Genomic DNA, 21,137 nt, shown 5'->3' on the forward strand with positions numbered 1-21,137 from the left:
AAGGCCTGGAAGGGGGAGGCGGCCAACGGCCCAGCGGCCCAGCGGGCCTTCCACCACCGGGCCCGGCTCAACAGCGCCGCCCGGACCGGCCGCTACCAGCCCGAGATGGAGACCAGCGACGCCTAGCCAGACCATGACCCCTGACCCGACCGCCCCACCCGCCCCGCCAGCGTCTGGGGAGTCACTCGCCGACACCCTGGCCCGGCAGGTCACGACCCGCCCCCGCCAGGGCCCGGCAGCCGACCTCGTGGTCCACAGCCTCCACGAACTCGGAGCGGTCGACCGGGCCGTCTACGAGGCGGTGGCCCGCACCCCCACCGGCACCCTCGACGGGCCCGTGCGCCGGCTCTCGGCCGCGGCCGACAAGTCGAAGCTGTGGCTGGGCATCGCCGCCGCGGTGGCCCTGGCCGGGGGCAAGCGCGGCCGCCGGGCGGCGCTGGAGGGGGTGGTGGCCATCGGCGTCAGCTCGGCCACCATCAACCTGGGGGTCAAGCCGGTCGCCCGCCGCCGCCGCCCCGACCGGGTCCGGCCGGCCCTGTTCGAGCACCGCCACGTCCCCATGCCCGGCTCGACCTCGTTCCCGTCGGGCCACGCCGCCTCGGCGTTCGCGTTCGCCTACGCCGTCGGCCGCCACCTGCCGGCCATAGCCGTGCCGATCCGCCTGCTCGCCGCCGCCGTCGCCTACTCCCGGGTCCACACCGGCGTCCACTACCCGGGCGACGTGGTGATCGGCTCGGACGCCGGCTCCGGCACGGCGGCCATGGTCGCGGCCGTGGCCGACCGCGCCGCCCGCTCCCGGGCGGTCAGCGGTCGTGCTCGGTGAGATGGTCGATGCAGACGGTGACGGCCAGCACCAGGGCGTCGTTCTGGCCCGGGACCACGGCCACGCCGTAGGTGTCGCGGACCCGGAACCAGCGCTTGGAGATGTTGGCCACCGGCATGCCGTCCTGGCTGATCTGGTACTCGTGGTCGAGGATGTTGCCCTGGACCTCGAGGCGGCCCCCGCCCTCCAGGTCGACGGTGAAGCGGTCCCGCAGGGGCGTGATCATCGCCTTGCGGACGGTGGCCACCTTGTCGTCGCCGCGCTCGATGACCATGGTGTTGCGGGCCCGCAGCAGCCGCTTCTGCAGCTTGAGCAGCTCCTGGCCGTGGGCGTCCTTGATGACCACGGTGTCGCGCACCCGCAGCACCTTGTCGTCGACCAGGAAGATCCGCTCGCCGCGGTCGTTCTCGATCCAGAAGTCGTCGCCTACAGAGAGCAGCTTCTCCCGGAGCTGGTAGCGGGTGCCGGCCGGCGCCCCCTCCGGGGGCTCGTTCCGTCGCGCTCGTCGCCTGAACATCGATCCCCTCCCGTGGTGAGCCGCCACCGTCCCACCGGGCCGGCCGCGCGGTCATCACCCGCTCGGGGTGATTCACCCGGTCCGGGTGACGACGGCCCACCCGACCCACCGGCATCCTGCCGGTATGGCTGAGGCATTCGGCTGGGGAGCGATCGGGGCGGCCGCCCTGCTCGTCGGCGCCCTGATCGCCTACCTGCTGGCGCCGGGCCGGCGGGTCATCGCGGTGGTGATGGCGCTGGGGACGGGCCTGCTGATCGGCTCGGTCGCCTACGAGCTGGTCGACGACGCCCTGGAGCACCAGGCCGTCGTCTGGGTGGCGGCGATGGTCCTGGTCGGCGCCCTCGTCTTCACCGGCGGCGACTGGCTGCTGGACCGTGGCGGCGGCGAGGACCGCAAGGACGCCACCGGCGCCCAGGCCGACGGGTCGCCGCTGGCGATCGTGCTCGGCTCGGTCCTTGACGGCATCCCCGAGTCGTTCGTCCTCGGCCTCACCGTCCTCCAGGGCGGGGTCAGCGTGTCCCTGCTCGCCGGGGTCGCCCTGTCGAACCTGCCCGAGGGCATGTCGTCCTCCAGCGGCCTGAAGGCGGCCGGCTGGCCCCAGGGCCGGGTCCTGACCATGTGGTCGGTGGTGGTGCTCGTCTCGGGTGTGGCCGCCGCCGCCGGCTACGCCATGCTCGGCCCGGCCAGCGGCCGCACCGGCGCGCTCGTCCAGGCGTTCGCCGGCGGGGCCCTGCTGGCCATGCTGGCCGACACCCTGCTGCCCCAGGCCTACGCGGTCGAGGGCGTGCTCACCGGCACCCTGGTCGTCATCGGGTTCGCGATCTCGCTGGCCCTGTCCGCGGCCTGAGCCGGCGATGGCGACCAAGCGGTCCCGGATGCGCGAGCGGCGCGAGCAGCTGGAGGCGATGCTGGTCACCGGCCAGGCCCGGCTGGAGCGGGCCCGGTCGCGGAGCATGGTCGTGGACACCATGGTCGGCGTCGTCCGGCGTGAGCGCCCGGTCGCGGTCGGGATCCTGGCCGCGTCCCTGGCCTTCCGCCTGTTCGCCATGCTGGTCCCCCTCTGCTACGTGCTGGTGGCCGGGCTCGGCTTCGCCGCCGACCGGGCGGCCGAGGAAGCCAGCCCGCGGGGCGGCAACCGGCTCGGCGACCTGGTGATCGCCTCGGTGGCCGCCGCCACCCGCACCTCGGGCCGGGGCCGCTGGCTGGCCCTGATCCTGGGCGGGGTGGCGACGCTGGTGGCCGCGTCCGCCGTCCTGGAGGTGCTCCGCTGGGTGCACCTGCTGGCCTGGCGGATGGCGCCGGCCCGGGGCCATGTCAGCCGCTGGCTGGTGCTCGGCCTGGTCACCGGCCTCGCCGTGGCCAGCCTCACCGCGACCCTGGCCGAGCAGGCCCGGGCCGACGCCAAGGGCCTGGCCAGCGAGGTGACGGTGCTCTTGACCACCGCCGGGGTGCAGCTGGTGGTCCTGGCCGTGCTGTGGCTGGCCCTGACCATGGCCATGCCGCGGCCCATTGGCGTGGCCTGGACGGCCATGGTCCCGGGGGCGTGCCTGTTCGCGGTCGGGTACATGGCCTTCGCCCTGACCGTGAGCCTGTACTTCGCCCCCCGGGCGGCCCGGGCGTCGACGGTCTACGGGTCGCTCGGGGTGGCCCTGACCCTGCTGGTGTCGCTGTTCCTGTTCGCCCGCCTGGCCGTGGCCGCGGCCGAGCTCAACGCCATCCTGTGGGAGCGGCGCCACGCCTCCCGATCGGCCTAGCCGGGCAGCAGGCCCAGCCCGTCGATCAGCTCGACCTCGTTCCAGTGCTGGCGGAAGCTCCGGATGCGGTCGCCCTCGAACTCGGCGACGAGCACGCCCCGCAGCTCGAGCCGGCGGCCGGTCGGCTCGACTTCGACGTCCTCGTCCAGGGCCAGGACGCCGGTGTGGGTGGCGGCCACCCGCCACTCGGCGATCAGCTTGTCCCCCACCGCCTCAACCGGGTCCAGCACGAGGTCGATGTCGGAGAAGGCGCCCGAGCGGCCGCGCAGGTCGGCGGTGAGCTCGTCCCGCGAGGACACCTCCATCACCGGCGACCAGCCGGTCACGTCCTCGGTGTAGACCTGTTTCGATCAGGGACTCGTCGCCGGTGACCGCCGCGTGCATGGCGTCCCGGAGCACGTCGGTCCGGGCGGCCCTGTCGGTCATGGACAGCTCCTCCCTTCCCGGTCGTCGCTCAGAGGCCCAGCGCGCGCCTTGGCGGCGGTGAACTCCTCGTCGGTGAGCGCCCCCGACTCGTGCAGGCGGGCTGGCCGCCCCCGCGGCCAGCCGCAGGAGGGGTCGGCGGGGTCGGAGGACAGGCCCATCGCGTCCTCCTCGGCTGGGTGGTCTTACGCAAGGACGCCTCAGCCCGAGTCGGCCGGGGGGTCCGGGAGGCGCCCGACCTCGACCAGCTCCAGGCCGAGGGCCTGGATGCGGTCGAGCAGCCCGTACAGGGCGGCCTGGTCCTCGACCGGGCCGTGCAGCACCGTCTCCACCGGCTCCACCGACGCGTGCATGCCCTCGAAGGCGGCCACCAGCGAATCGGTCAGGCGTCCCCTGACGCGGATCTCGTAGCTCCCGCCCCCATCCGGCACGCGCACCTCCCCGACGGCCGCCCTCCCCGACATGGTGGCGGCACCCAGGGTGAGCGGACTTCACCCGAACGGGGTGATTCACCCCCGAGGGTGACGACAGATCATCCGGGCGCCCGCCATCGTCGGTCGTGGAGAGGAGGTGGGATCCGAGATGGGCGCGGCCATCGGAGACGTCCTTGGCCTGGCCGCCGGGGTCGCCGTCAGCCCCCTGCCGATCGTGGCCATGATTTTGGTCCTGGCCACCCCGCGGGGACGGGTCAACGGCATCGTGTTCGGCCTCGGCTGGGTGCTCGGGCTGGCCGTGCTCGGCGCCGTCGTCCTGGCCCTGGCCGGGCCGGCGGACGCCTCCGACGGCGGCGAGCCGGCCGCCTGGACCGGCTGGCTGAAGCTGCTGCTGGGCGTGCTGGCGCTGCTGCTGGCGGTCAGGCAGTGGCGGGGCCGGCCCGCCCCGGGCAGCGAGCCGCAGATGCCCAAGTGGATGGCGAACATCGACCGGCTCAAGCCTGGCGGGGCGCTCGGTCTCGGAGCCCTGCTGTCGGCGGTCAACCCCAAGAACGGCGGCCTGACGATCGCCGCCGCGGCCACCATCGCCGGCACCGGGCTGGCCGGCGGCGAGCAGGCGGTCGTGCTGGCCGTGTTCGTGCTGATAGGCTCCGCCGGCGTCCTTGCCCCGCTCATCGTCTACCTGGTTGCCGGTGAGGGAGCGGCCCGGACCCTCGACAGCTGGAAGGCCTGGGCCGCCACCCACAACGCGGCCGTGATGGCCGTCCTGTTCCTGGTTTTCGGCTTCAAGCTCGTCGGTGACGGCCTCGCCGTCCTGTTCTGAAAGGAGAAGCGATCATGAGCGACCTGCCGCTGCCTGACCAGGTGGCCGGGGTCCAGTCCCGCGACGCCCTCCGGGGAGTGACCCGCAGCTGGTGGCTGTTCCTGATCCTCGGGGTGCTCTGGATCCTGTTCGGGATGTTCGTCCTGTCCTACAACGTGGGCAGCCTGCTCGCCCTGGCCGTCTTCGCCGGCGTCACCTTCATCATGACCGGGATCAACCAGATCCTGTCCTTCGGCCGGGTGGAGGGCGGATGGCGCTGGCTGTTCCTGGTCGGCGGCGTCCTGTCGATCCTGGCCGGGATCATCGCCTTCGTCTGGCCGGGACGGACGCTGCTGGTGATCTCCGTGGTGCTGGCCTGGTTCCTGGTCTTCAAGGGCATCGTCGACATCATCGCCGCCTTCTCCAACCACGGCCGGCCCTGGTGGTGGGTGACGCTGATCCTGGGGATCCTGGAGCTGCTGCTGGGCATCTGGGCGGCCGGGTACCCGGGCCGGTCGCTGATCGTGTTCGTCAACCTGGTCGGCATCTACGCCATCTTCTACGGCTTCACCGAGCTGTTCGCCGCCTTCGACCTGCGCGGGCTGGGGCGGAGCCTGGACCGGCTGCCGCCGGAGCGGCCGGCCGTGTGAGTCACAGCAGCTGGAGCTGGCGGGCGCGCCTGACCGCGTCCCAGCGCCGGTTGGTGTCGAGCTTGCGGTAGATGCTCTTGATGTGGGTCTTCACGGTGTTGACGGAGACGTACAGCTCGTCGGCGAGCTCCCCGGCCGAGAGCCTGCTGGGCAGGTAGCGCAGCACCACCTGCTCGCGCTCGCTGAGCGGCGCCACCAGCGGCGGCGGGGCGGCCGCCCCGCCCTCGGCCCCCGTTCCTGAGGGCTAGCGCACCGCCGGCCGCTCGCTGGACGCCGCCTCCGGGGACGCGGGCTTCGGCGGTTGCGCCGGGATCGCCGCCCGGCGCGACGGCTCCACGGCGACGATGATGCGCGCGTGGCGGTCGTAGGTGAGGTAGCTCCAGATCCAGTTGACCAGCACGGCGATCCGGCTGCGGAAACCGATGATGTAGGCCAGGTGCAACGCCAGCCACATGTACCAGGCCAGCACACCCCGGAACCTGGCCCCGTTGGGCAGCTCGGTCACGGCGGCGTTGCGGCCGATGGTGGCCATGATTCCCTTGTCCTTGTACTCGAAGCCGGTCCGGGGCTCGCCGTTGAGGGTCCGGCCGATCTGGAGGGCGGCGTGCTTGCCCTCCTGGATGGCCGGCTGGGCGACCTGGGGCAGCAGCCCGCCCTTGCCGTCGCCCGCCCCGGCCAGGTCGCCGACCACGAACACCTCGGGCCGTCCGGGGACGCTCAGGTCGTCGCCGACCAGGATCCGGCCGCCGCGGGTCTGCTCCAGCCCGAGGACGTCGGCCAGCGGGTTGGCCCGCACCCCGGCCCCCCAGATCAGCGTCCTGGTCGGGATCACGGTGCCGTCCTTGAGCACGACCTCGTCGGGGGTGGCGTTGGACATGGCCTGCCCGAGCCGCACCTCCACCCCGCGCTTCTCCAGGATGTCGAGGGCGTGCCTGCGGGAGCTGGGGTGGAAGGGCGCCAGCAGGTGGTCGGTGGCCTCCAGCAGCACCACCCTGGACTGGTTGATGTCCAGCTCGGGGAAGTCATGCACGAGCACGTGCTTGAACAGCTCGTGGAGGGCGCCGGCCATCTCCACCCCGGTGGGGCCGCCGCCGACCACCACCACGGTGAGGGCGCCCTTGTCGATCATGGCCGGGTCGGTCTCGGCCAGCTCGAACTGGTGCAGCAGGTGCGCCCGGAGCCGCAGGGCGTCGGGCATGGTCTTGAGCGGGAAGCTGTGCTCCTCGACCCCCGGGATCCCGAAGGTGGCCGTGGTCGCGCCGGCGGCCAGGACCAGGTAGTCGTAGCCGATGCGGCCGCCCTCCTCGGTCAGGACCTGCCTGGCGTCGAGGTCCACCCCCGACGCCGTGCCCATCCGCACCGAGGTGCGGCGGTAGCGGCGCACGATGCCCCGCACCGGGTGGGCGATGTCGGCCGGCTGGACCACGCCGGTGGCCAGCTGGTACAGCAGCGGCTGGAACAGGTGGTAGTTGTGCTGCTCCAGGAGGGTGACCCGCACCGGGGGCGTGACCTTGGCGAGGGTCTTGACCACCGCCAGCCCGGCGAACCCGCCGCCGACGACGACGACGTGGGGCGACCCGTTCCGGCCCCTGAGCTTCGACATCGCTCCGCCTTCCTCCGCCTGATCGTTCAATCCCGAGTATGCCCGGTATGGTCGTGGCCGGAACAAGTGGGAGGTGACCCATGACCGGAAGAGCGGACGAGAGCTTCGGCGCCCTCGCCCAGGCGTGGTCCGACTCCCTCCAGCGGCTGCTGACCGACCAGGCGGAGAGCGGCCGGGCCGCCCTGGAGTCGCTGTCGTCCACACTGGCCGCGACCGAGGAGGCCCTGGCCAGCCAGGAGGAGACCAACCGGGCCCTGCGCAAGAGCCTGGCGGCCTTCCGGGAGGTGATCGAGCAGGCCGGCGCCACCCAGGAGCGCAGCACCCGGCTCATCCAGGCCGCCCTGGAGAGCTTCGCCGCCACCACCCAGGCGCAGCTGGAGCTCACCAAGGCCTTCATGGCGCCCATGGGCGCCCAGCCGGAGGCCTTCGGCAACCTGGTCCAGGAATGGAACGACGCCTTCCTGCGGCTGCTGGAGGCCGCCCCCGGCGTCCAGCCGAGGCGGCCGGAGCCGGAATGAGCCCGTCTGCGCCGAAGGACATGGAATGGGTGGCCGGCGGCCGCTTCCTGATGGGCTCCGAGGATTTCTATCCCGAGGAGCGGCCCGTCCACGAAGTGGCGGTCGGCGGGTTCTGGGTCGACCGCCACCCGGTCACCAACGCCCAGTTCCGGCGCTTCGTCAAGGCCACCGGGTACGTGACCGTGGCCGAGCAGCCCCCCGACCCGGCCGACTACCCCGACGCCGACCCCGACCTGCTGGTCCCCGGCGCCCTGGTCTTCCAGCCCACCACCGGGCCGGTCGACCTGCGCGACTGGCGAAACTGGTGGGCGTGGGTGCCGGGGGCGAGCTGGCGCCATCCGGAGGGGCCGGGGTCGACCCTCCACGGCCGCGACCTCCACCCCGTGGTGCAGGTCTGCCACGCCGACGCCCAGGCGTACGCCGACTGGGCCGGCAAGGCGCTGCCCAGCGAGGCCGAGTGGGAGTACGCGGCCCGCGGCGGGCTCGAGGGCAAGGTGTACACCTGGGGGGACGAGCCCACCCCCAAGGGCCGCCAGATGGCCAACACCTGGCAGGGCGAGTTCCCCTGGCGGAACCTGCTGCTCGACCGGTACGAGCGGACCTCGCCGGTGGGGTCGTTCCCGCCCAACGACTACGGCCTGTCCGACATGGCCGGCAACGTCTGGGAGTGGACCAGCGACCGCTTCACGGCCAGCCACGACAACGACGCCTGCTGCGCCCCGCACGACCCCCGGGAGACGATCCCCCGCAACGTCATCAAGGGCGGCAGCCACCTCTGCGCCCCCAGCTACTGCCTGCGCTACCGGCCGGCGGCCCGCCAGGGGGAGGCGGTCGACACCGCCACCAGCCACATCGGCTTCCGCTGCATCCTGCGGTCAGCCCCGGGCGGCCCGGGCGACCAGGCGGGCGGCGGCAAAGGCTGAGCTGTTCAGGGCGGCGTGGACCACCGCCGGGGCGAGCACGCTGTCGGCCCGGAAGCGCAGCCAGGTGAAGCCGAGGCCGGCCACGGCGGTGACCCCGACCGAGGCGGCCACGGCGGCGGCGGTGCGGGCCGGGTCGTCGCGGACGGCCGCGCCGGCGCGGTTGAGCCCGATGGTGTCCAGGGTCGGCAGCACGTGCCAGCAGCCGAACAGGGCCGAGCTCACGGCGGCGGCCCGCACCCGGGAGTGGCGCTGGAGGAGCAGGCCGCACAGCACCCCCCGGAACAGCAGCTCCTCGGTCACGGCCGTGCCGAAGGGGATGCGGACCAGGGTGTGGTACAGCGCGTAGCCGGTCCCCCCGGTCGTCCCCCGCTCGTCCAGGAACCAGCGCCGGGTCGCCGGCAGGGCGGCGCCGAGGGCGACCGCGCCGGCCACCGGCGTGGCAGCGGCCAGCCCCACCCGCAGACCCCGGCCGGCCCGGTGGCGGGCCAGGCCCAGGTCGGCCGCCGGCACCCGCCGGGTCCGCGCGGCCAGCACCGACAGGCCGGCCGCGGCCAGGTTGGCCGGCACGTAGGCTCGGTGGGGGACCACCCGGTTGATGGCCGCGTTCCAGGCCAGCAGGGCGGCCGCGGCGGCCAGCTCGGCGGCGGCGAGGGGCTGGCGCCCGGCCGGGGGGGTCACCGCGGGCCCTTGTCGCGGCCGGGCGGGTCGTCGCCGCCGGTCGCCTCGGGGAGGAAGGTCACCTGGACCCGCTGCTCGGGCCGGCGCTCCTCGGTCCGGGCGAGGGCGGTCAGCACCTGCCGGTCCGGCTCGGTGAGCGGCGGCTGGAGCATGCTGCGGGGCCACAGCCTCCTGGCCAGGACGACGTTGATCTCGGCCGCGTACAGCACCAGCTGGGAGCCGAGATACAGCCAGCCCAGCAGCACGATCACCACCGCGAACACCCCGTAGACGAGGTTGGCCTGCTCCAGCTGGCGGCCGACGATGGTCACGCCGAGGCTCTGGAGCACGCTCCAGCCGAGCGCCCCGATGGCCGCGCCCGGTAGCAGCCGGCGCCAGCGGACCGCCTTGCCGGTCAGGACCTGGAACAGCACCGTCAGCAGCAGCAGGTTGAGCAGGAACGACCCGGCCAGCAGGTCGACCCGGCCGGCCGCGCCCGGCCCGGCGATCCCCCGCTGGGCCAGGACGGTGGCCGCCACCACCTCGCCGGCCACCAGCAGCAGCGCCCCCAGTCCCCTGGTCAGCCGCCACCAGAAGTTGGGCCGGACCCGGCGGGGGATGTTCCAGATGTCGTTCAGGGCGTCCTGGAAGCTCTGGGTGATCCCCAGCCCGCCCCACAGGGTGCCGAGGATGCCCACGACCAGGGCCAGGCCGGAGCCCTGGATGGTCCTGATGCTGCCCTCGAGCTGGGTCCCGAGCACCGGGAACTGCCTGGCCAGGGTGTCGACCACCCGCTCCTGGAGCCCGGGGTCGCTGGCCAGCGCGTAGCCGAGCACGGTGACGAAGACCAGCAGCAGCGGGAACAGGCAGAGCAGGCCGTAGTGGGCGAGCAGGGCGGCCTTCTTGCCCCCCTGGTCGTCGCCGTACTTCTTGACCACCCCGAACGGGAACCCGAGGACGCTGTGCCGCTGCTGGAACCGGTCGATCGCCCGCAGCAGGCGTTCGATGCGCTTCACCAGACCAGGGTAACAAGGCAGGCTACCTGGTGGCCGGTCAACCATGGCCATCCTGCGGTATTGAGACGAACGCCGCCCACAGATAGCCTTCGGGGCGTGGTGGCCAGAATCGGTGGGCATGGCGCGGGGGACGGGCGGGAGCCGGATCCCCGGTGGGCGGCGTCCTTCGAGCTGGTGGAGTCCAAGCTCCACCCGCCGCGGACCGGTCAGGGGATGGTGCCCAGGACCGCCCTGCTCCAGCGGCTGCTGGCCGCGCCCACGGCCCGGCTGGTGTGCGTCGTCGCCCCGCCCGGGTACGGCAAGACGACCCTGCTGGCCCAGTGGGCCGAGCGCCGCAGCGGCCAGGTCGCCTGGCTGTCGGTCGACCGGCGCGACAACGACCCGGCGGTCCTGCTGACCTACCTGGCCGCCGCCCTCGACCGGGTGGAGCCGATCGACCCGGGGATCTCCCGCCTCCTGGCCTCGCCCGGCGCCGGGGCCAGCCTGGTCGCGAGGTTCGCGGCCGGCCTCTCGTCCATGGCCAGGCCGCTGACCGTCGTCCTGGACAACCTGGAGCTGCTGGTCAACCAGGAGTGCCTCGACGCCGTGGCCGAGATCGCGCTGCGGCTGCCCAAGGGGTCGCAGCTCGTGCTGGCCTCGCGGGCCAGGCCGTCGCTGCCCGAGGCGGTGTCGCGGTCCCGGGGCCAGCTGCTCGAGCTCGGGTCCGGCGAGCTGGCCATGGACGAGCCGGAGGCGCGGGCGCTGCTGGAGCAGGCCGGGGCCCGGCTGGGCGACGCCGAGATCGCCGAGCTGCTCGACCGGACCGAAGGCTGGCCCGTCGGGCTGTACCTTGCCTCGTTCGGGGGGCCGGAGGAGGCCATGGAGGACAGCGCCAGGGTGGCGGTCGCGGGCAACGGCCGGCCGGCGGCCGGCCGGCGGCCGGCCGGCCTGCTGTCGCGCCTCTCGGAGCCGACCATGCGCTTCCTCACCCGCACGGCCGTGCTGGAGCAGCTGAGCGGGCCCCTGTGCGACGCGGTCCTCGGTGTCAGCGGGTCCCAGCAGGTGCTGGAGTCGCTGGCCGGGTCGAACCAGCTGCTGGTGGCCGTGGACCACCACCGCTGGTACCGCTACCACCAGCTGCTCCGGGAGCTGCTCCTGGCCGAGCTGGAGCGCCGCGAGCCCGAGCTGGTCCCCGAGCTCCACCTGCGGGCCGCCGACTGGTACGAGGGCGAACGGCTGCCGGAGCTGGCCGTCGACCACGCCCAGGCCGCTGGGGACGCCGACCGGGTCGCCCGGCTGGTCGCCGCCCTGGCCTTCCCGGCCTATGCCGGCGGGCGGGTCGAGACCGCCCGGCGGTGGTTCCGGTGGTTCGAGGACCAGGACCTGGTCGAGCGCTACCCGCGGGTCGCGGTCCTGGGCGCGCAGATGGAGGCGCTGCTCGGCGACGCCCCGAGCGCCGGACGCTGGGCGGCCGCGGCCGAGCGGGGGCAGAAGGCGGCGCCGGACCGTGCCCTGGACGCCTCGATCGCGCTGCTACGGACCTTCCTGTGCCGCGACGGCATGGCCGGCATGCGGGCCGACGCCGCCACCGCCTCGGCCGGGCTGGCGCCGGATGACCCCTGGCGGGCGACGGCGCTGCTGATGGAGGGGATCGCCCACCTGCTCGACGGCCAGGCCGAGCTGGCCGACCCGATCCTGGCCCGGGTGGCCGGCGTCGCCGGGCCGCTCGGGGCGACGCCCGCGGCCTCGGCCGCCCTGGCCGAGCGGGCCATCGTCGCCCTGGAGCGCCGCCGCTGGGAGGAGGCGGGCCGCCTCGCCGAGGCGGCCGTCGCCGCCCTGCGGGCCGGCCATCTGGACGACTACGCCATGGCCGCCTTCGTGCGCGCGGTGGCCGCGCGGGCGGCCCTGCACCTGGGCGACGCCCCCGAGGCCCGCCAGCATCTGGCCCGGGCCGTCCGCCTGCGCCCGCTGCTCACCGGGGCCATGCCCCACCGCTCGGTGCAGACCCTGCTGGAGCTGGGCCGCGCCTATCTGGCCCTTGACGACGCCGCCGGGGCCAGGGCGGTCGTGCGCCAGGCCGGCGAGATCCTCCGGGAACGACCCGGCCTGGGCGTCCTGCCCGAGCAGGCGGCCGAGCTGACGGCGGCGCTGGAACGGATCGGGCAGGGAGCGGTCGGGGCGTCCTCGCTGACCGCGGCCGAGCTGCGGCTGCTGCCGCTGCTCTCGACCCACCTCACCCTGCTCGAGATCGGCGAACGGCTGTACCTCTCCCGCAACACGGTCAAGACCCAGGCCGTCTCGATCTACCGCAAGCTCGGCGTGTCCTCACGCAGCGAGGCGATGCAGCGGGTCCGCGAGCTGGGGTTGCTCGGCGACTGAGGCGTGTCGGCAATGTTGATGGGACAGGCGGGCAGAGTTCGCGCCCATGGCACGAACACCCGAGAACTGACCGCTGCGCAGTGGCCAAGCTGGCCCCACTGCTGCTACCGCAACGCCCCCGAATGGGCCGCCCACCAGCCACCCACCAAAGGACCACCGCCTGATCGTCGAGGCGATCGTGGGAGACGGTGGCCAGCCGCTTTTACCGCTGGCGCCGCCAGGGCATCTGGGACCGGGTCTTGGCCGCGCTGCAGGCCGACAGCTAGGCCATGCTGCCGAAGGTCGGCTTGCCGGCGCGCTCGTAGGTGAGGTGCACGGCGCCCTTGGGGAAGGTCGCCGACTCCACCAGCCGCAGCGCGGCCGGCACCGTGCCCTCGGCGAACAGCCGCTTGCCGCTGCCGAGCAGCACCGGAAACACCCACAGATTCAGCCGGTCGACCAGATCGTTGCCCAGCAGCGTCTGCACGAGGTCCCCGCTGCCGATGACGTCCACTCGGCCGAACTCCCCCTTGAGCTGCGCCACCGCCTCGGCCACGTCGCCCTCGATCAGCCTGGAGTTGGTCCACCCCACGGTGTCCAGCGTCCGCGAGGCGACGTACTTGGGCGCGCCGTTCAGCCGGGCCGCGATCGGGTTCTCGGCCGGCTGCTTGGGCCAGTAGGCCGCGAAGATCTCATAGGTCCTGCGGCCGAGCAGCAGCGCCTCCAAGCCCGCGATGTGGTCGGTGATGACCTTCCCCGACTCCTCGTCGACATAGGGCGCCTGCCAGCCGCCGTACTCGAATCCCCCCTCACGGTCCTCGTCGGGCGCGCCGGGCCCCTGCAGGACCCCGTCCAGCGACGTGAACATATCGACGACCAGCGCTCCCATGACGTCCTCCTCGGTGGCGGCTACCGCGGCTCGGTCGTCTCCTTCAGGACCGGGCCGGCCGGTCGGGCCGGTCGTCGGCGACGGGCGGCCGCTCCAGGGAGTCGGCGTAGGTCCGCAGCACCCGGATGACCATGGCGAACAGCGGCGTCGGGTCGACGCCCAGCTCCGCGGCCCGGTTGGCCTGCGGCAGGACCTCGGTCTTGAGGAAGCCCAGCAGCTGGCGGTTCAGCTTGGCGCCGATCCCCTCGGCCACCGACATGTGGTCGAGGAACTCGTCCAGGCTCTCGGCAACCTCCGCGGCCAGGATCTCGGCATCCACCGGTGGGCCGGTGTCACCAGGAGGCATGACCGGAGGCTACCCTCCCGTGCTTGCGGCTAACCGGACCTGCCCATTCTCATCCCGATCGGGTGATGCCCGCCTCCAGGCCCGATGCCACCCTGTGCCCTTGAACGCCGCGGCGCAGGGAGGAGACACCATGGCCATCGGGCCCGTGCAGCTGCTGGTGCTGGGCTTCAAGCACCCAGACTTCACCGGCGAGATCCGCGAGGAGCTGGACCGGCTCCGAGACAACGACCTGATCCGGGTGATCGACGCCCTTGGCGTCCGCAAGGACGCCGACGGCAACGTCCAGACCCTGCACGCGAGCCAGCTCAGCGGCGACGAGCAGGCCGCCTTCGGCGCCCTGATCGGCGGGCTGATCGGCCTCGGGGCCGCCGGCGAGGAAGGCTTCGAGCTGGGCGCCGAGCGCGGCGCCGAGGCCGTCGCCGAACGGGGCGGGGTGTTCGACGAGGAGGAGGCCTGGGACGTCGTCGAGGAGATCCCTCCCGACACCGCCGGCCTGCTGGTGCTGCTGGAGCACCGCTGGGCGATCGGGCTGCGGGACGCGATCGCCCGCGCCGGCGGGTTCCGCCTGGCCTCGGAGTTCATCAGCCCGCTGGACCTGGTCGCGATCGGGCTGGTGTCGGCCGAGGAGGCCGAGGCGCTGGCGGCGGCCGACAGCGGCGCCGTCTGAGGCAGACAGGACAAAGGAGGAGCCATATGCTCGGGGTGAATCGCCGGGTGGCGCGCCGCAGCGGGCGCCGCGCGGGGCGGCGGTCGGCCCGCCGCGTGGTCCGCCGCCGGTTCTGAGCCGGCCGGGAACAACGAGGAGGAGCGGGATGGGCATGAGGTCGCCGAACGCCGGCATCGGGGGCCGCACCCAGCAGGCAGGGACGCTGGCGGCGGCGACCATCATGCCCATCACCTTCCAGCCGACGCTGATGCCGCGCAGCGCGCTCGACCAGGCGCTGGTCACCGGCATCAGCACCAGCCTCAACTACGCCTTCGCGGCCCTCATCCAGGACTCCATCGAGGCGGCGGCGCTGCGCGGGGCCGGCCGGACCGGGACCGACCCGGCCACGGTCGACCGCCGGACCTGGCGGCGGGCCAGCGTCGTGCTCGACCTGGCCGCCATCGGCGCCGGCCTGGCCGTCCAGAGCGCCCTGCGGCCCAGGCCGGACGAACGGCTGCCGCGCGGGGGGGCGCGGACGGCCGCCTGGTGGCTGGCGGCCACCGGCCTGTCGGGGGCGATCGTCGGCGTGGTGCAGGAGCTGACCGCGCGCCCGGGCGACACCCAGGACCACTCGTTCCCGGCGGCGACGTTCGCCGGCGCGGCCATGGCCGCGATCAACGACTACCGGCGCCGGCGCTGGGAGCGCCAGTTCCCTGGGGTGGGGACGGACGACGACGCGCCGGTGTCGGCGGCCAAGGCCTTCGCCATGAGCCTTGTGGTGACCGCCGCCCTGACCGGGCTGGCCGCCGGCGAGCGCCTGTTCGCCACCGGCGTCGGGCGTGCGGCCGAGCGGGTCCTGCCCGGCCACGAGCGGCTCTACCGGCCGCTCGGCCACCTCGCCGCCCTGTCGGTTCTCGGGGGGGCCCTGTACGAGATGCTGCGGCGGGTCGACCACAGGATCGAGCGGGGGGCCGAGGAGATCGAGGCCGCCTACTCCATCCCGCCGACCTCGCCGCTGGTCAGCGGCGGCCCCGGCAGCGGCGTGGCCTGGGACACCCTCAGCCGCCAGGGCCGGCGCAACGTGGCCACCAAGGTCACCGCCGACCAGATCGAACAGGTCATGGGCGAGCCGGCGCTGGCCGAGCCCATCCGCGTCTACGTCGGCCTGGAGAGCGCCCCCACCGAGGCCGAGCGGGTCGCCCTGGCCATCGCCGAGCTGGAGCGCACCGGCGCCTTCGACCGGTCACTGCTGATGGTGATCTCCCCCACCGGCACCGGCTACGTGAACTACGTGGCCGTGGAGAGCGCCTCCTACCTGTCCCGCGGCGACATCGCCTCGGTGGCCATGCAGTACTCGCTGCGGCCCTCCCCGCTGTCGCTGGACCGGGTGGCCGAGGGCCGCCACCACTACCGCATGCTGATCGACGCCATCCACAACGCCCTGGCCGAGCGGCCCCCGGAGAAGCGGCCCCGGGTGGTGCTGTTCGGCGAGAGCCTGGGCGCCTGGACCAGCCAGGATGCCTTCGCCCACCGCGGCACCCAGGGGCTGCTGAACGCCGGCGTTGATCGGGCCCTCTGGATCGGCACCCCCTACATGAGCAAGTGGAAGGAGGAGGTGCTTCACGGCGATCGGCCCGACGTCGACCGCTCCCTGGTCGGCCGGTTCAACGACTTCGGCGAGGTCGAGGCCCTGGACCCCGAGGCCCGCCGCCGGCTGCGCTACGTCATGATCACCCACGCCAACGACGCCGTCGGCCACTTCGGGCTCGACCTGCTCGTCCGGGCGCCCGACTGGCTGGGGCCGGCCGCCACCCGCGCGGCCACCGTGCCCGGCGCCGAGCAGTGGCGCAGCCCGACCACCTTTGTCCAGACGCTGATCGACATGAAGAACGCCGCCAACGTCATCCCCGGGGAGTTCGAGGCCAGGGGCCACGACTACCGCGCCGACCTGGCCCGCTTCGTCCGCGAGGTCTACGCGCTGCCGGCCAGCGACGAGCAGCTCGCCGCCGTCGAACAGGCCCTGCGCGCCGCCGAGCTCGAACGCAAGCGCGTGCTCGACGCGGCCAAGGCGGCGGCCCAGGCAGCGGTCAAGGACGGCGACGACGGTCAGGCCGGCGGGTCGGGGTCAAGCTCCTCGAAGGCGACGTCGAGGTCGTAGCCGATCGGGAGCGCGACGTCGGGCGTCGCCTGCACCACCCGGGCGATCCCGCTGATCGGCGCCACCGCGATCATGGTGCCCAGGATCTCGTCGGTGGTGGCGCCGGCGTCGAGGGCGGCGCCGACGTTCCACTGGTAGGAGACGGGTGCCGCCCCCAGGGCGAGCAGGGCGGCCAGGCGGACCAGGGCGTGGGTCTTGGGGCTCAGCCGGAGCGCCTCGTCGTCGTCGCCCAGGCTGGTGTTGAGGTTGACGGCGAGGACGGACTCGATGAACGCCTCGTCGTGCAGCGCCAGACGGCGAAGCTGCTCCTCATGTGCCGCCATCGGCCATCGCACCTCCCTACTCCACCAGCAGGCCCAGGTCGCGGGCGTGGCGGATGGCCTCGCTGCGCGACGACACGCCGAACTTCCGGTAGATGGACATGGCTTGCGACTTCACGGTGTGCTGGGACAGGTACAGCTGGACCCCGATCTCCCGGAACGAGTAGTGGGTCCCCAGCAGCCGCAGGAGCCGCACCTCGGCCGTGGTCAGCGCCGACGCCCCGACGGCGTCCATCCGCATGGTGTCGAGCTGGGCGTGCAGCTCGGCCGCCTGGTCCCGCAGCAGCCCGAGCCGGGGCCGCCGCGACAGGAGGTCGTCCACCTCCCACAGCATCGTCCTGGCCGCGACCGCGTCGGTGAGGACCAGGTAGGTCCGGGCCATCTCCAGGCGCACCTGGACGGCCAGGTGGGGCAGGGCCCAGGTCAGCAGCGGGCGCAGCCGCTCGGCCCGGGCCAGGTCGTCCCTGGCCTGGGCGACGTCGCCGCGGTGGATGGCGAGCCGGGCCGTCACCGCGTGCAGCAGGGCGCCGCTCCCGTACCGCTCCCGCCAGGCGCCGTGGGCGCCGGCGGAGGCCTGCCCGGCCAGGGCCTCGGCCTGGCGCCACTCCCCCCTGGCCATGGCCAGGATCGACCGCTCGGCCAGGGCGAGCATGCCCGCGTCGACCCTGGCGTCCTCCCCGACCTCGGCGGCGTCGGCCAGGTGGCGCTCGGCCTCGTCCTGGCGGCCGGCCAGCAGGTGCGAGATCCCGAGGAGCAGCTGGGCCGCGGCCTGCCAGGCGCCGCCCGCCGGCGCCAGCACCAGGGCGAGCTCGGCGTCGGTGCCCATCTGCTCCACCCCGCCGCGGCAGAGGGCGGCGCGGAGCAGCGCCTCCGGTCCCTCGCTCCGACCGGCCCCGGCCGGGGCCCGTCTGGCCGCGCCGGCCCAGCGCTCGGCCGCGACCGGGTGCCCGGTGAGGGCGGAGATCCAGGCCCCGAGCACGGCCAGGCCGGCGCGCCCCTCGACCTCGCCGTTGGCCTCGAACCAACCGAACCACCGCTCCAGCTCGTCCAGGCGCCCGTCGGCATGGACGGCAGGGGCGGCGTCCACGACCAGGCCGGCGGCCCGGTCGGCGTCGCCAGCGGCCATCGCGTACCCGATGGCCGGCTCGGGGAGGTCGTTGGCGGCGCACCACTCGGCCGCCCGCCGCGTCAGCTCCGCGGCCAGGCCAGGGTCGCTGCGCTCGAGCTGGCTGCGGAGCAGCTCCCGGAACAGCCGGTGCAGCCGGTACCAGTGGCGGCGCCGGTCCAGGGGCGTGGTCAGGAGGTTCGATCGCGCCAGGGACTCGAGCAGGTCGGCCGACCCGGTGGTGGCCAGCACGGCGTCGCAGAGGGGGCCGGACATGCGCTCCAGCACCGAGCAGCGGGTCAGGAACGTGACCAGCCGCTCCGGCAGGCGGGAGAGCAGCTCGAACTGGAGGTAGTCGGCCAGGAACCGGTCGTCCCCGGTCAGGGTGACCACCCGGTCGGCGCGGCGGCGCCCGGTGGCGGCGCGGACCGCCAGGTGCAGCGCCACCGGCCAGCCCTCGGTCCGCCGGACCAGCTCGTCCACGTCGGCCGTGGCCAGGTCGACGTCGGCGCCCTCGAGCAGGGAGCTGGCCTCCCCATGGTCCATGGCCAGCTCCTCGGAGCCAACCTCCACCACCCGGCCCTCGGCCCGCAGGCGGGCCAGCGGCAGGGGCGGTTCGCCCCGGCTGGCGATGGCCAGCTGCGACCCCTCCGGGAGGTAGTCGATGAGCCGGGTCACGGCGTCAAGGCAGTCCTCGTTCCGTAGCAGGTGGACGTCGTCGAGCACGACCACGGACGGCAGCTCGGCCGTGGACAGGGCCGACCCGAGCTGCGGGAGCAGGGCGTCGACGGCCTCGGGCCCGGCGGCGCCGGCCCCCTCCAGCAGGGCGCGGCCCGGCGCGATCCGCTCGAAGGCGGCGGCCAGGTCCCGGAGCAGGACGGCGGGGTCGTTGTCGCGCCGGTCGATCGTGAGCCACCCGAACGCCCGCGGGTCGTGCCCGGCCCACTGGGCCAGAAGGGTCGTCTTCCCGTAGCCCGGGGGGGCGAGGATCGCGGCCACCGGGGTGCGGCTGGAGGCTTCGAGGAGGTCGAGGAGACGGGTCCGTGGAACCTGGGCGTGGGATCCGAGATGCGGCTGGAGCTTCGGCTCGAGCGTCAGGACGGACTGGCTGGTCATCGCTACCGCCCCGCTTCTCTCGCCGGCACCAGAGCAACCATGCGCGATCGCCCGGCCGCGATCATCATCCAGATGGGGTGATTCGACGCGGTTCGGCGGGGAGGAGCCCGGCCACGACCAGCTTGGAGGCGGCGGACAGGACCCGTGCGCTGCCCACGAGCGGCGCGATCGCCCCGAAGACCCCGAGGATCTTGGCTGGCGGGAGCCCGAGCTCGGCGGCGGTGGCCAGGTGGGCGCGGTAGGAGACGGGGGCGGCGTCGGTCGCGACCAGGGCGGCCAGCCGGACCAGCAGGTAGGTCTCCGGGTCGAGCCGGGAGCGCTCCCGGTCCCCCACCTGCATCGCGGCCAGCGACTCGAGCACCGAGGTCTGCCCATCGGCGAGCGCCCGCAGGCGGTCCTCGGGCGTCGGGTACGGCTCGATGCCCATGACGGTCAGGGGCCTCGGCGGGCCAGCTCGGCCCCGGCCCTGTCGGCGGCGGGCAGCGACTGGAAGGCGGTCTCCCGCGACGCCACGGCCGCGACCACCGCCGCGGCGGCCAGCAGGGTCGCGTACACGGCCGGGGCGACCGGGCTGCCGGTCCGCCGCACCAGCCAGGTGGCCAGGAACGGCGCCGTGCCCCCGAACAGGGCCGTGCCCAGCCCGTAGCTGATGGCCAGGGCGGTGGAGCGGACCGCGGTGGGGAACAACTCGGCCAGGTGGGCCGGCACCACCGCCAGGCCGCCCAGGAACAGGGCGACCAGGAGGAAGCCCAGGGCCCGGCCCGCCGGCCCGGGCCCGCGGATCAGCAGGAAGGCGGGCAGGATCACCAGCAGCAGCCCGGCCGTCCCGGCGAGCAGGAACGGCCGCCGGCCCACCCGGTCCGAGAGCCGCCCGGCGGCCAGCCCGGCCGCCGCCACCAGCAGCAGGCCCGTCAGCGCGGCGGGCAGCGTCCTGGCCAGGGGGATGCCGACCGCGGCGGCCAGGTAGCCGGGCAGGTAGATGAAGAACAGGTTGAAGGCGAGCGACGCCGCGGCCACCAGGACCAGGCCGAGCAGCAGCCGGCTCCGGTGACCGGCCAGGGTGTCGCCGACCGGCCACCGGGCGACGGCGCCGGCCCGCTGCAGGCTCCGGAACCGCGGGGTGTCGTCCAGGGCCAGGCGCAGGTAGAGCCCGACCAGCCCGAGCGGGACCGCGGCCAGGAAGGCCAGCCGCCAGCCCCAGTCCTGGAGCACGGCCGGCGGGAGCGCCCGGGTCAGCACCAGGGCGGCCCCGATCCCGCCGGCCACCCCGAGGCTCAGGGTCGACCACAGCCAGGCTCCGTACCAGCCGCGCCGGCCCTCGCGCGCGTACTCGACCACGAAGGCGGTGGCCCCGGCGGCCTCGCCGCCGACCGAGAGTCCCTGGAGCGCCCGGAACACGATCAGGAGAAGCGGCGCCAGCACGCCGATGGTGGCGCGCCCGGGCAGGAGCCCGATGCCGGCCGTGGCCGCCGCCATCAGCAGGATCACCGTGACCAGCACCTGGCGGCGGCCGACCCGGTCGCCGAGCCGGCCGAACAGGACCGCGCCGACGGGCCGGGCCAGGAACGCGGTGGCGAACACGGCGAAGCTCGCCGCCAGCCCGGCGACCGGGTCGCCGCCCGGGAAGTAGGTGGCGGCGACGACCGTGGCGAACGCCCCGTAGACGGCGAAGTCGTACCACTCGACGACGTTGCCGATGCTGCCCGCCACCAGCGCCCGCCTGGACGTCGAGGCCGTCTCCATCAGCCGCCCCCGTTCATCCCAGGACCTCTTCCAGGCGTCCGGCGAACAGCCCTCGGGGGGACCGGTCCTGCTCGCCGACCACGGCCAGGGCCGAGACCAGCCAGAACGAGCAGATCAGCAACGACCCGAACACGCTGGGCGAATCAAACCGGGGCACACACAACCAGTCCACCGCCCCATCCGCGGCCACCAACGCCCCGGTATGACAATTCGACGACAACGCATACCCGTCGATCGGGGAGAACGGCGACGGCATCGCCACACCCTGAAACCCCTCAGGGTCCTGGATGGCGGCCGGCTGCCGGTCGATGTTGGCGATCTCGACCTCCCCGCTCAGGTCCCTGGCCCGTCGTGCTT

23 protein-coding genes and 3 pseudogenes are annotated in these 21,137 nt (G+C 74.2%); 11 read left to right on the forward strand and 15 right to left on the reverse strand.

What is annotated here, in order from left to right; genetic code table 11:
* Together VF468_13690 and VF468_13695 are read left to right on the forward strand one after the other, a co-directional pair.
* A partial coding sequence (locus VF468_13690) for a class I fructose-bisphosphate aldolase (GenBank protein ID HEX5879346.1) occupies window positions 1–126 on the forward strand: 126 nt, incomplete at its 5' end.
* A gap of 7 nt (window positions 127–133) precedes the next feature.
* Window positions 134–823, forward strand: a complete 690-nt coding sequence (locus VF468_13695) for a phosphatase PAP2 family protein (protein ID HEX5879347.1) — start codon at window positions 134–136, stop codon at window positions 821–823.
* Here the strand turns inward: VF468_13695 and VF468_13700 are convergent.
* A complete protein-coding gene (locus tag VF468_13700) occupies window positions 804–1,340 on the reverse strand; it encodes an LURP-one-related family protein (GenBank protein HEX5879348.1) in 537 nt (178 codons plus the stop codon). The two genes, VF468_13695 and VF468_13700, sit on opposite strands and share 20 nt — an antisense overlap.
* A gap of 124 nt (window positions 1,341–1,464) precedes the next feature.
* Here VF468_13700 and VF468_13705 point away from each other — a divergent pair, with 124 nt between their 5' ends.
* On the forward strand, window positions 1,465–2,187 hold the full coding sequence (locus VF468_13705) for a ZIP family zinc transporter (protein ID HEX5879349.1): 723 nt from the start codon (window positions 1,465–1,467) through the stop codon (window positions 2,185–2,187).
* Window positions 2,188–2,194: 7 nt separating this feature from the next.
* Complete coding sequence (locus tag VF468_13710) at window positions 2,195–3,094, forward strand: YhjD/YihY/BrkB family envelope integrity protein (protein HEX5879350.1); 900 nt, start codon at window positions 2,195–2,197, stop codon at window positions 3,092–3,094.
* On the opposite strand, the pseudogene VF468_13715 reads toward VF468_13710, so the two are convergent.
* The 3 genes and pseudogenes from VF468_13715 to VF468_13725 all read right to left on the reverse strand — a co-directional run bounded on the left by VF468_13715 (window position 3,091) and on the right by VF468_13725 (window position 3,981).
* A pseudogene (locus VF468_13715) lies at window positions 3,091–3,426 on the reverse strand (nuclear transport factor 2 family protein). The gene VF468_13710 and the pseudogene VF468_13715 overlap by 4 nt on opposite strands.
* A gap of 90 nt (window positions 3,427–3,516) precedes the next feature.
* A complete protein-coding gene (locus tag VF468_13720) occupies window positions 3,517–3,678 on the reverse strand; it encodes an SHOCT domain-containing protein (protein ID HEX5879351.1) in 162 nt (53 codons plus the stop codon).
* 39 nt (window positions 3,679–3,717) lie between these two features.
* A complete protein-coding gene (locus tag VF468_13725) occupies window positions 3,718–3,981 on the reverse strand; it encodes a hypothetical protein (protein HEX5879352.1) in 264 nt (87 codons plus the stop codon).
* Between the two features lie 118 nt (window positions 3,982–4,099).
* Between VF468_13725 and VF468_13730 the strand changes: the two genes are divergently transcribed.
* Entirely contained in the window at window positions 4,100–4,774 is a 675-nt protein-coding gene (locus VF468_13730; GenBank protein ID HEX5879353.1) for a GAP family protein, read from the forward strand.
* A 14-nt stretch (window positions 4,775–4,788) separates the two neighbouring features.
* Window positions 4,789–5,403 (forward strand): DUF308 domain-containing protein, encoded by a 615-nt coding sequence (locus tag VF468_13735; protein ID HEX5879354.1) that lies wholly within the window; start codon window positions 4,789–4,791, stop codon window positions 5,401–5,403.
* Window position 5,404: 1 nt separating this feature from the next.
* On the opposite strand, the pseudogene VF468_13740 reads toward VF468_13735, so the two are convergent.
* Both VF468_13740 and VF468_13745 read right to left on the reverse strand, forming a co-directional pair.
* Window positions 5,405–5,593 (reverse strand): annotated as a pseudogene (locus tag VF468_13740) (LuxR C-terminal-related transcriptional regulator).
* A 54-nt stretch (window positions 5,594–5,647) separates the two neighbouring features.
* Complete coding sequence (locus VF468_13745; GenBank protein ID HEX5879355.1) at window positions 5,648–7,006, reverse strand: NAD(P)/FAD-dependent oxidoreductase; 1,359 nt, start codon at window positions 7,004–7,006, stop codon at window positions 5,648–5,650.
* Window positions 7,007–7,086: 80 nt separating this feature from the next.
* On the opposite strand from VF468_13745, the gene VF468_13750 reads away from it, so the two are divergent.
* The gene (locus VF468_13750) at window positions 7,087–7,524 is read left to right on the forward strand and encodes a hypothetical protein (protein HEX5879356.1); all 438 of its coding nucleotides are present in this window, start codon (window positions 7,087–7,089) and stop codon (window positions 7,522–7,524) included.
* Between the two features lie 20 nt (window positions 7,525–7,544).
* The gene (locus VF468_13755; GenBank protein ID HEX5879357.1) at window positions 7,545–8,447 is read left to right on the forward strand and encodes a formylglycine-generating enzyme family protein; all 903 of its coding nucleotides are present in this window, start codon (window positions 7,545–7,547) and stop codon (window positions 8,445–8,447) included.
* On the opposite strand, the gene VF468_13760 is transcribed toward VF468_13755, so the two are convergent.
* Window positions 8,400–9,125 carry a CPBP family intramembrane glutamic endopeptidase gene (locus VF468_13760; GenBank protein HEX5879358.1) on the reverse strand — a complete coding sequence of 242 codons (726 nt, stop codon included), beginning with the start codon at window positions 9,123–9,125 and terminating at the stop codon, window positions 8,400–8,402. The genes VF468_13755 and VF468_13760 overlap by 48 nt on opposite strands.
* Entirely contained in the window at window positions 9,122–10,120 is a 999-nt protein-coding gene (locus tag VF468_13765; protein ID HEX5879359.1) for a YihY/virulence factor BrkB family protein, read from the reverse strand. Before VF468_13765 ends, VF468_13760 begins: the two co-directional genes overlap by 4 nt.
* Before the next feature lie 96 nt (window positions 10,121–10,216).
* Between VF468_13765 and VF468_13770 the strand changes: the two genes are divergently transcribed.
* Window positions 10,217–12,478, forward strand: a complete 2,262-nt coding sequence (locus VF468_13770) for a LuxR C-terminal-related transcriptional regulator (protein HEX5879360.1) — start codon at window positions 10,217–10,219, stop codon at window positions 12,476–12,478.
* A 262-nt stretch (window positions 12,479–12,740) separates the two neighbouring features.
* Here the strand turns inward: VF468_13770 and VF468_13775 are convergent, their stop codons facing one another.
* Both VF468_13775 and VF468_13780 read right to left on the reverse strand, forming a co-directional pair.
* Window positions 12,741–13,346 carry a dihydrofolate reductase family protein gene (locus VF468_13775; GenBank protein ID HEX5879361.1) on the reverse strand — a complete coding sequence of 202 codons (606 nt, stop codon included), beginning with the start codon at window positions 13,344–13,346 and terminating at the stop codon, window positions 12,741–12,743.
* A 43-nt stretch (window positions 13,347–13,389) separates the two neighbouring features.
* Window positions 13,390–13,692 carry a hypothetical protein gene (locus tag VF468_13780; GenBank protein ID HEX5879362.1) on the reverse strand — a complete coding sequence of 101 codons (303 nt, stop codon included), beginning with the start codon at window positions 13,690–13,692 and terminating at the stop codon, window positions 13,390–13,392.
* Between the two features lie 130 nt (window positions 13,693–13,822).
* On the opposite strand from VF468_13780, the gene VF468_13785 reads away from it, so the two are divergent.
* Window positions 13,823–14,359, forward strand: a complete 537-nt coding sequence (locus VF468_13785) for a hypothetical protein (GenBank protein ID HEX5879363.1) — start codon at window positions 13,823–13,825, stop codon at window positions 14,357–14,359.
* A gap of 151 nt (window positions 14,360–14,510) precedes the next feature.
* Window positions 14,511–16,496 carry an alpha/beta-hydrolase family protein gene (locus VF468_13790; protein ID HEX5879364.1) on the forward strand — a complete coding sequence of 662 codons (1,986 nt, stop codon included), beginning with the start codon at window positions 14,511–14,513 and terminating at the stop codon, window positions 16,494–16,496.
* Here VF468_13790 and VF468_13795 read toward each other — a convergent pair.
* The 5 genes and pseudogenes from VF468_13795 to VF468_13815 form a co-directional block, all read right to left on the reverse strand.
* Entirely contained in the window at window positions 16,445–16,819 is a 375-nt protein-coding gene (locus VF468_13795; protein HEX5879365.1) for a carboxymuconolactone decarboxylase family protein, read from the reverse strand. The genes VF468_13790 and VF468_13795 overlap by 52 nt on opposite strands.
* A gap of 16 nt (window positions 16,820–16,835) precedes the next feature.
* Window positions 16,836–19,037: a LuxR C-terminal-related transcriptional regulator gene (locus tag VF468_13800; GenBank protein ID HEX5879366.1), complete on the reverse strand. Its 2,202-nt coding sequence runs from the start codon at window positions 19,035–19,037 to the stop codon at window positions 16,836–16,838.
* 64 nt (window positions 19,038–19,101) lie between these two features.
* Complete coding sequence (locus tag VF468_13805; GenBank protein ID HEX5879367.1) at window positions 19,102–19,464, reverse strand: carboxymuconolactone decarboxylase family protein; 363 nt, start codon at window positions 19,462–19,464, stop codon at window positions 19,102–19,104.
* Between the two features lie 5 nt (window positions 19,465–19,469).
* Window positions 19,470–20,780 carry an MFS transporter gene (locus VF468_13810; GenBank protein HEX5879368.1) on the reverse strand — a complete coding sequence of 437 codons (1,311 nt, stop codon included), beginning with the start codon at window positions 20,778–20,780 and terminating at the stop codon, window positions 19,470–19,472.
* 115 nt (window positions 20,781–20,895) lie between these two features.
* A pseudogene (locus VF468_13815) lies at window positions 20,896–21,036 on the reverse strand (trehalase-like domain-containing protein).
* Between the last annotated feature and the right edge of the window lie 101 nt (window positions 21,037–21,137).

This window comes from Actinomycetota bacterium (assembly GCA_036280995.1).
In the GTDB taxonomy this organism is placed as follows: domain Bacteria; phylum Actinomycetota; class CALGFH01; order CALGFH01; family CALGFH01; genus CALGFH01.

What these genes read in the sequence shown, in the direction of transcription:
- VF468_13695 (HEX5879347.1), top strand. Translation starts at nt 134, where the DNA reads ATGACCCCTGACCCGACCGCCCCACCCGCCCCGCCAGCGTCTGGGGAG.
- VF468_13700 (HEX5879348.1), bottom strand. Translation starts at nt 1,340, where the DNA reads ATGTTCAGGCGACGAGCGCGACGGAACGAGCCCCCGGAGGGGGCGCCG.
- VF468_13705 (HEX5879349.1), top strand. Translation starts at nt 1,465, where the DNA reads ATGGCTGAGGCATTCGGCTGGGGAGCGATCGGGGCGGCCGCCCTGCTC.
- VF468_13710 (HEX5879350.1), top strand. Translation starts at nt 2,195, where the DNA reads ATGGCGACCAAGCGGTCCCGGATGCGCGAGCGGCGCGAGCAGCTGGAG.
- VF468_13720 (HEX5879351.1), bottom strand. Translation starts at nt 3,678, where the DNA reads ATGGGCCTGTCCTCCGACCCCGCCGACCCCTCCTGCGGCTGGCCGCGG.
- VF468_13725 (HEX5879352.1), bottom strand. Translation starts at nt 3,981, where the DNA reads ATGTCGGGGAGGGCGGCCGTCGGGGAGGTGCGCGTGCCGGATGGGGGC.
- VF468_13730 (HEX5879353.1), top strand. Translation starts at nt 4,100, where the DNA reads ATGGGCGCGGCCATCGGAGACGTCCTTGGCCTGGCCGCCGGGGTCGCC.
- VF468_13735 (HEX5879354.1), top strand. Translation starts at nt 4,789, where the DNA reads ATGAGCGACCTGCCGCTGCCTGACCAGGTGGCCGGGGTCCAGTCCCGC.
- VF468_13745 (HEX5879355.1), bottom strand. Translation starts at nt 7,006, where the DNA reads ATGTCGAAGCTCAGGGGCCGGAACGGGTCGCCCCACGTCGTCGTCGTC.
- VF468_13750 (HEX5879356.1), top strand. Translation starts at nt 7,087, where the DNA reads ATGACCGGAAGAGCGGACGAGAGCTTCGGCGCCCTCGCCCAGGCGTGG.
- VF468_13755 (HEX5879357.1), top strand. Translation starts at nt 7,545, where the DNA reads ATGGAATGGGTGGCCGGCGGCCGCTTCCTGATGGGCTCCGAGGATTTC.
- VF468_13775 (HEX5879361.1), bottom strand. Translation starts at nt 13,346, where the DNA reads ATGGGAGCGCTGGTCGTCGATATGTTCACGTCGCTGGACGGGGTCCTG.
- VF468_13780 (HEX5879362.1), bottom strand. Translation starts at nt 13,692, where the DNA reads ATGCCTCCTGGTGACACCGGCCCACCGGTGGATGCCGAGATCCTGGCC.
- VF468_13785 (HEX5879363.1), top strand. Translation starts at nt 13,823, where the DNA reads ATGGCCATCGGGCCCGTGCAGCTGCTGGTGCTGGGCTTCAAGCACCCA.
- VF468_13790 (HEX5879364.1), top strand. Translation starts at nt 14,511, where the DNA reads ATGAGGTCGCCGAACGCCGGCATCGGGGGCCGCACCCAGCAGGCAGGG.
- VF468_13795 (HEX5879365.1), bottom strand. Translation starts at nt 16,819, where the DNA reads ATGGCGGCACATGAGGAGCAGCTTCGCCGTCTGGCGCTGCACGACGAG.
- VF468_13800 (HEX5879366.1), bottom strand. Translation starts at nt 19,037, where the DNA reads ATGACCAGCCAGTCCGTCCTGACGCTCGAGCCGAAGCTCCAGCCGCAT.
- VF468_13805 (HEX5879367.1), bottom strand. Translation starts at nt 19,464, where the DNA reads ATGGGCATCGAGCCGTACCCGACGCCCGAGGACCGCCTGCGGGCGCTC.
- VF468_13810 (HEX5879368.1), bottom strand. Translation starts at nt 20,780, where the DNA reads ATGGAGACGGCCTCGACGTCCAGGCGGGCGCTGGTGGCGGGCAGCATC.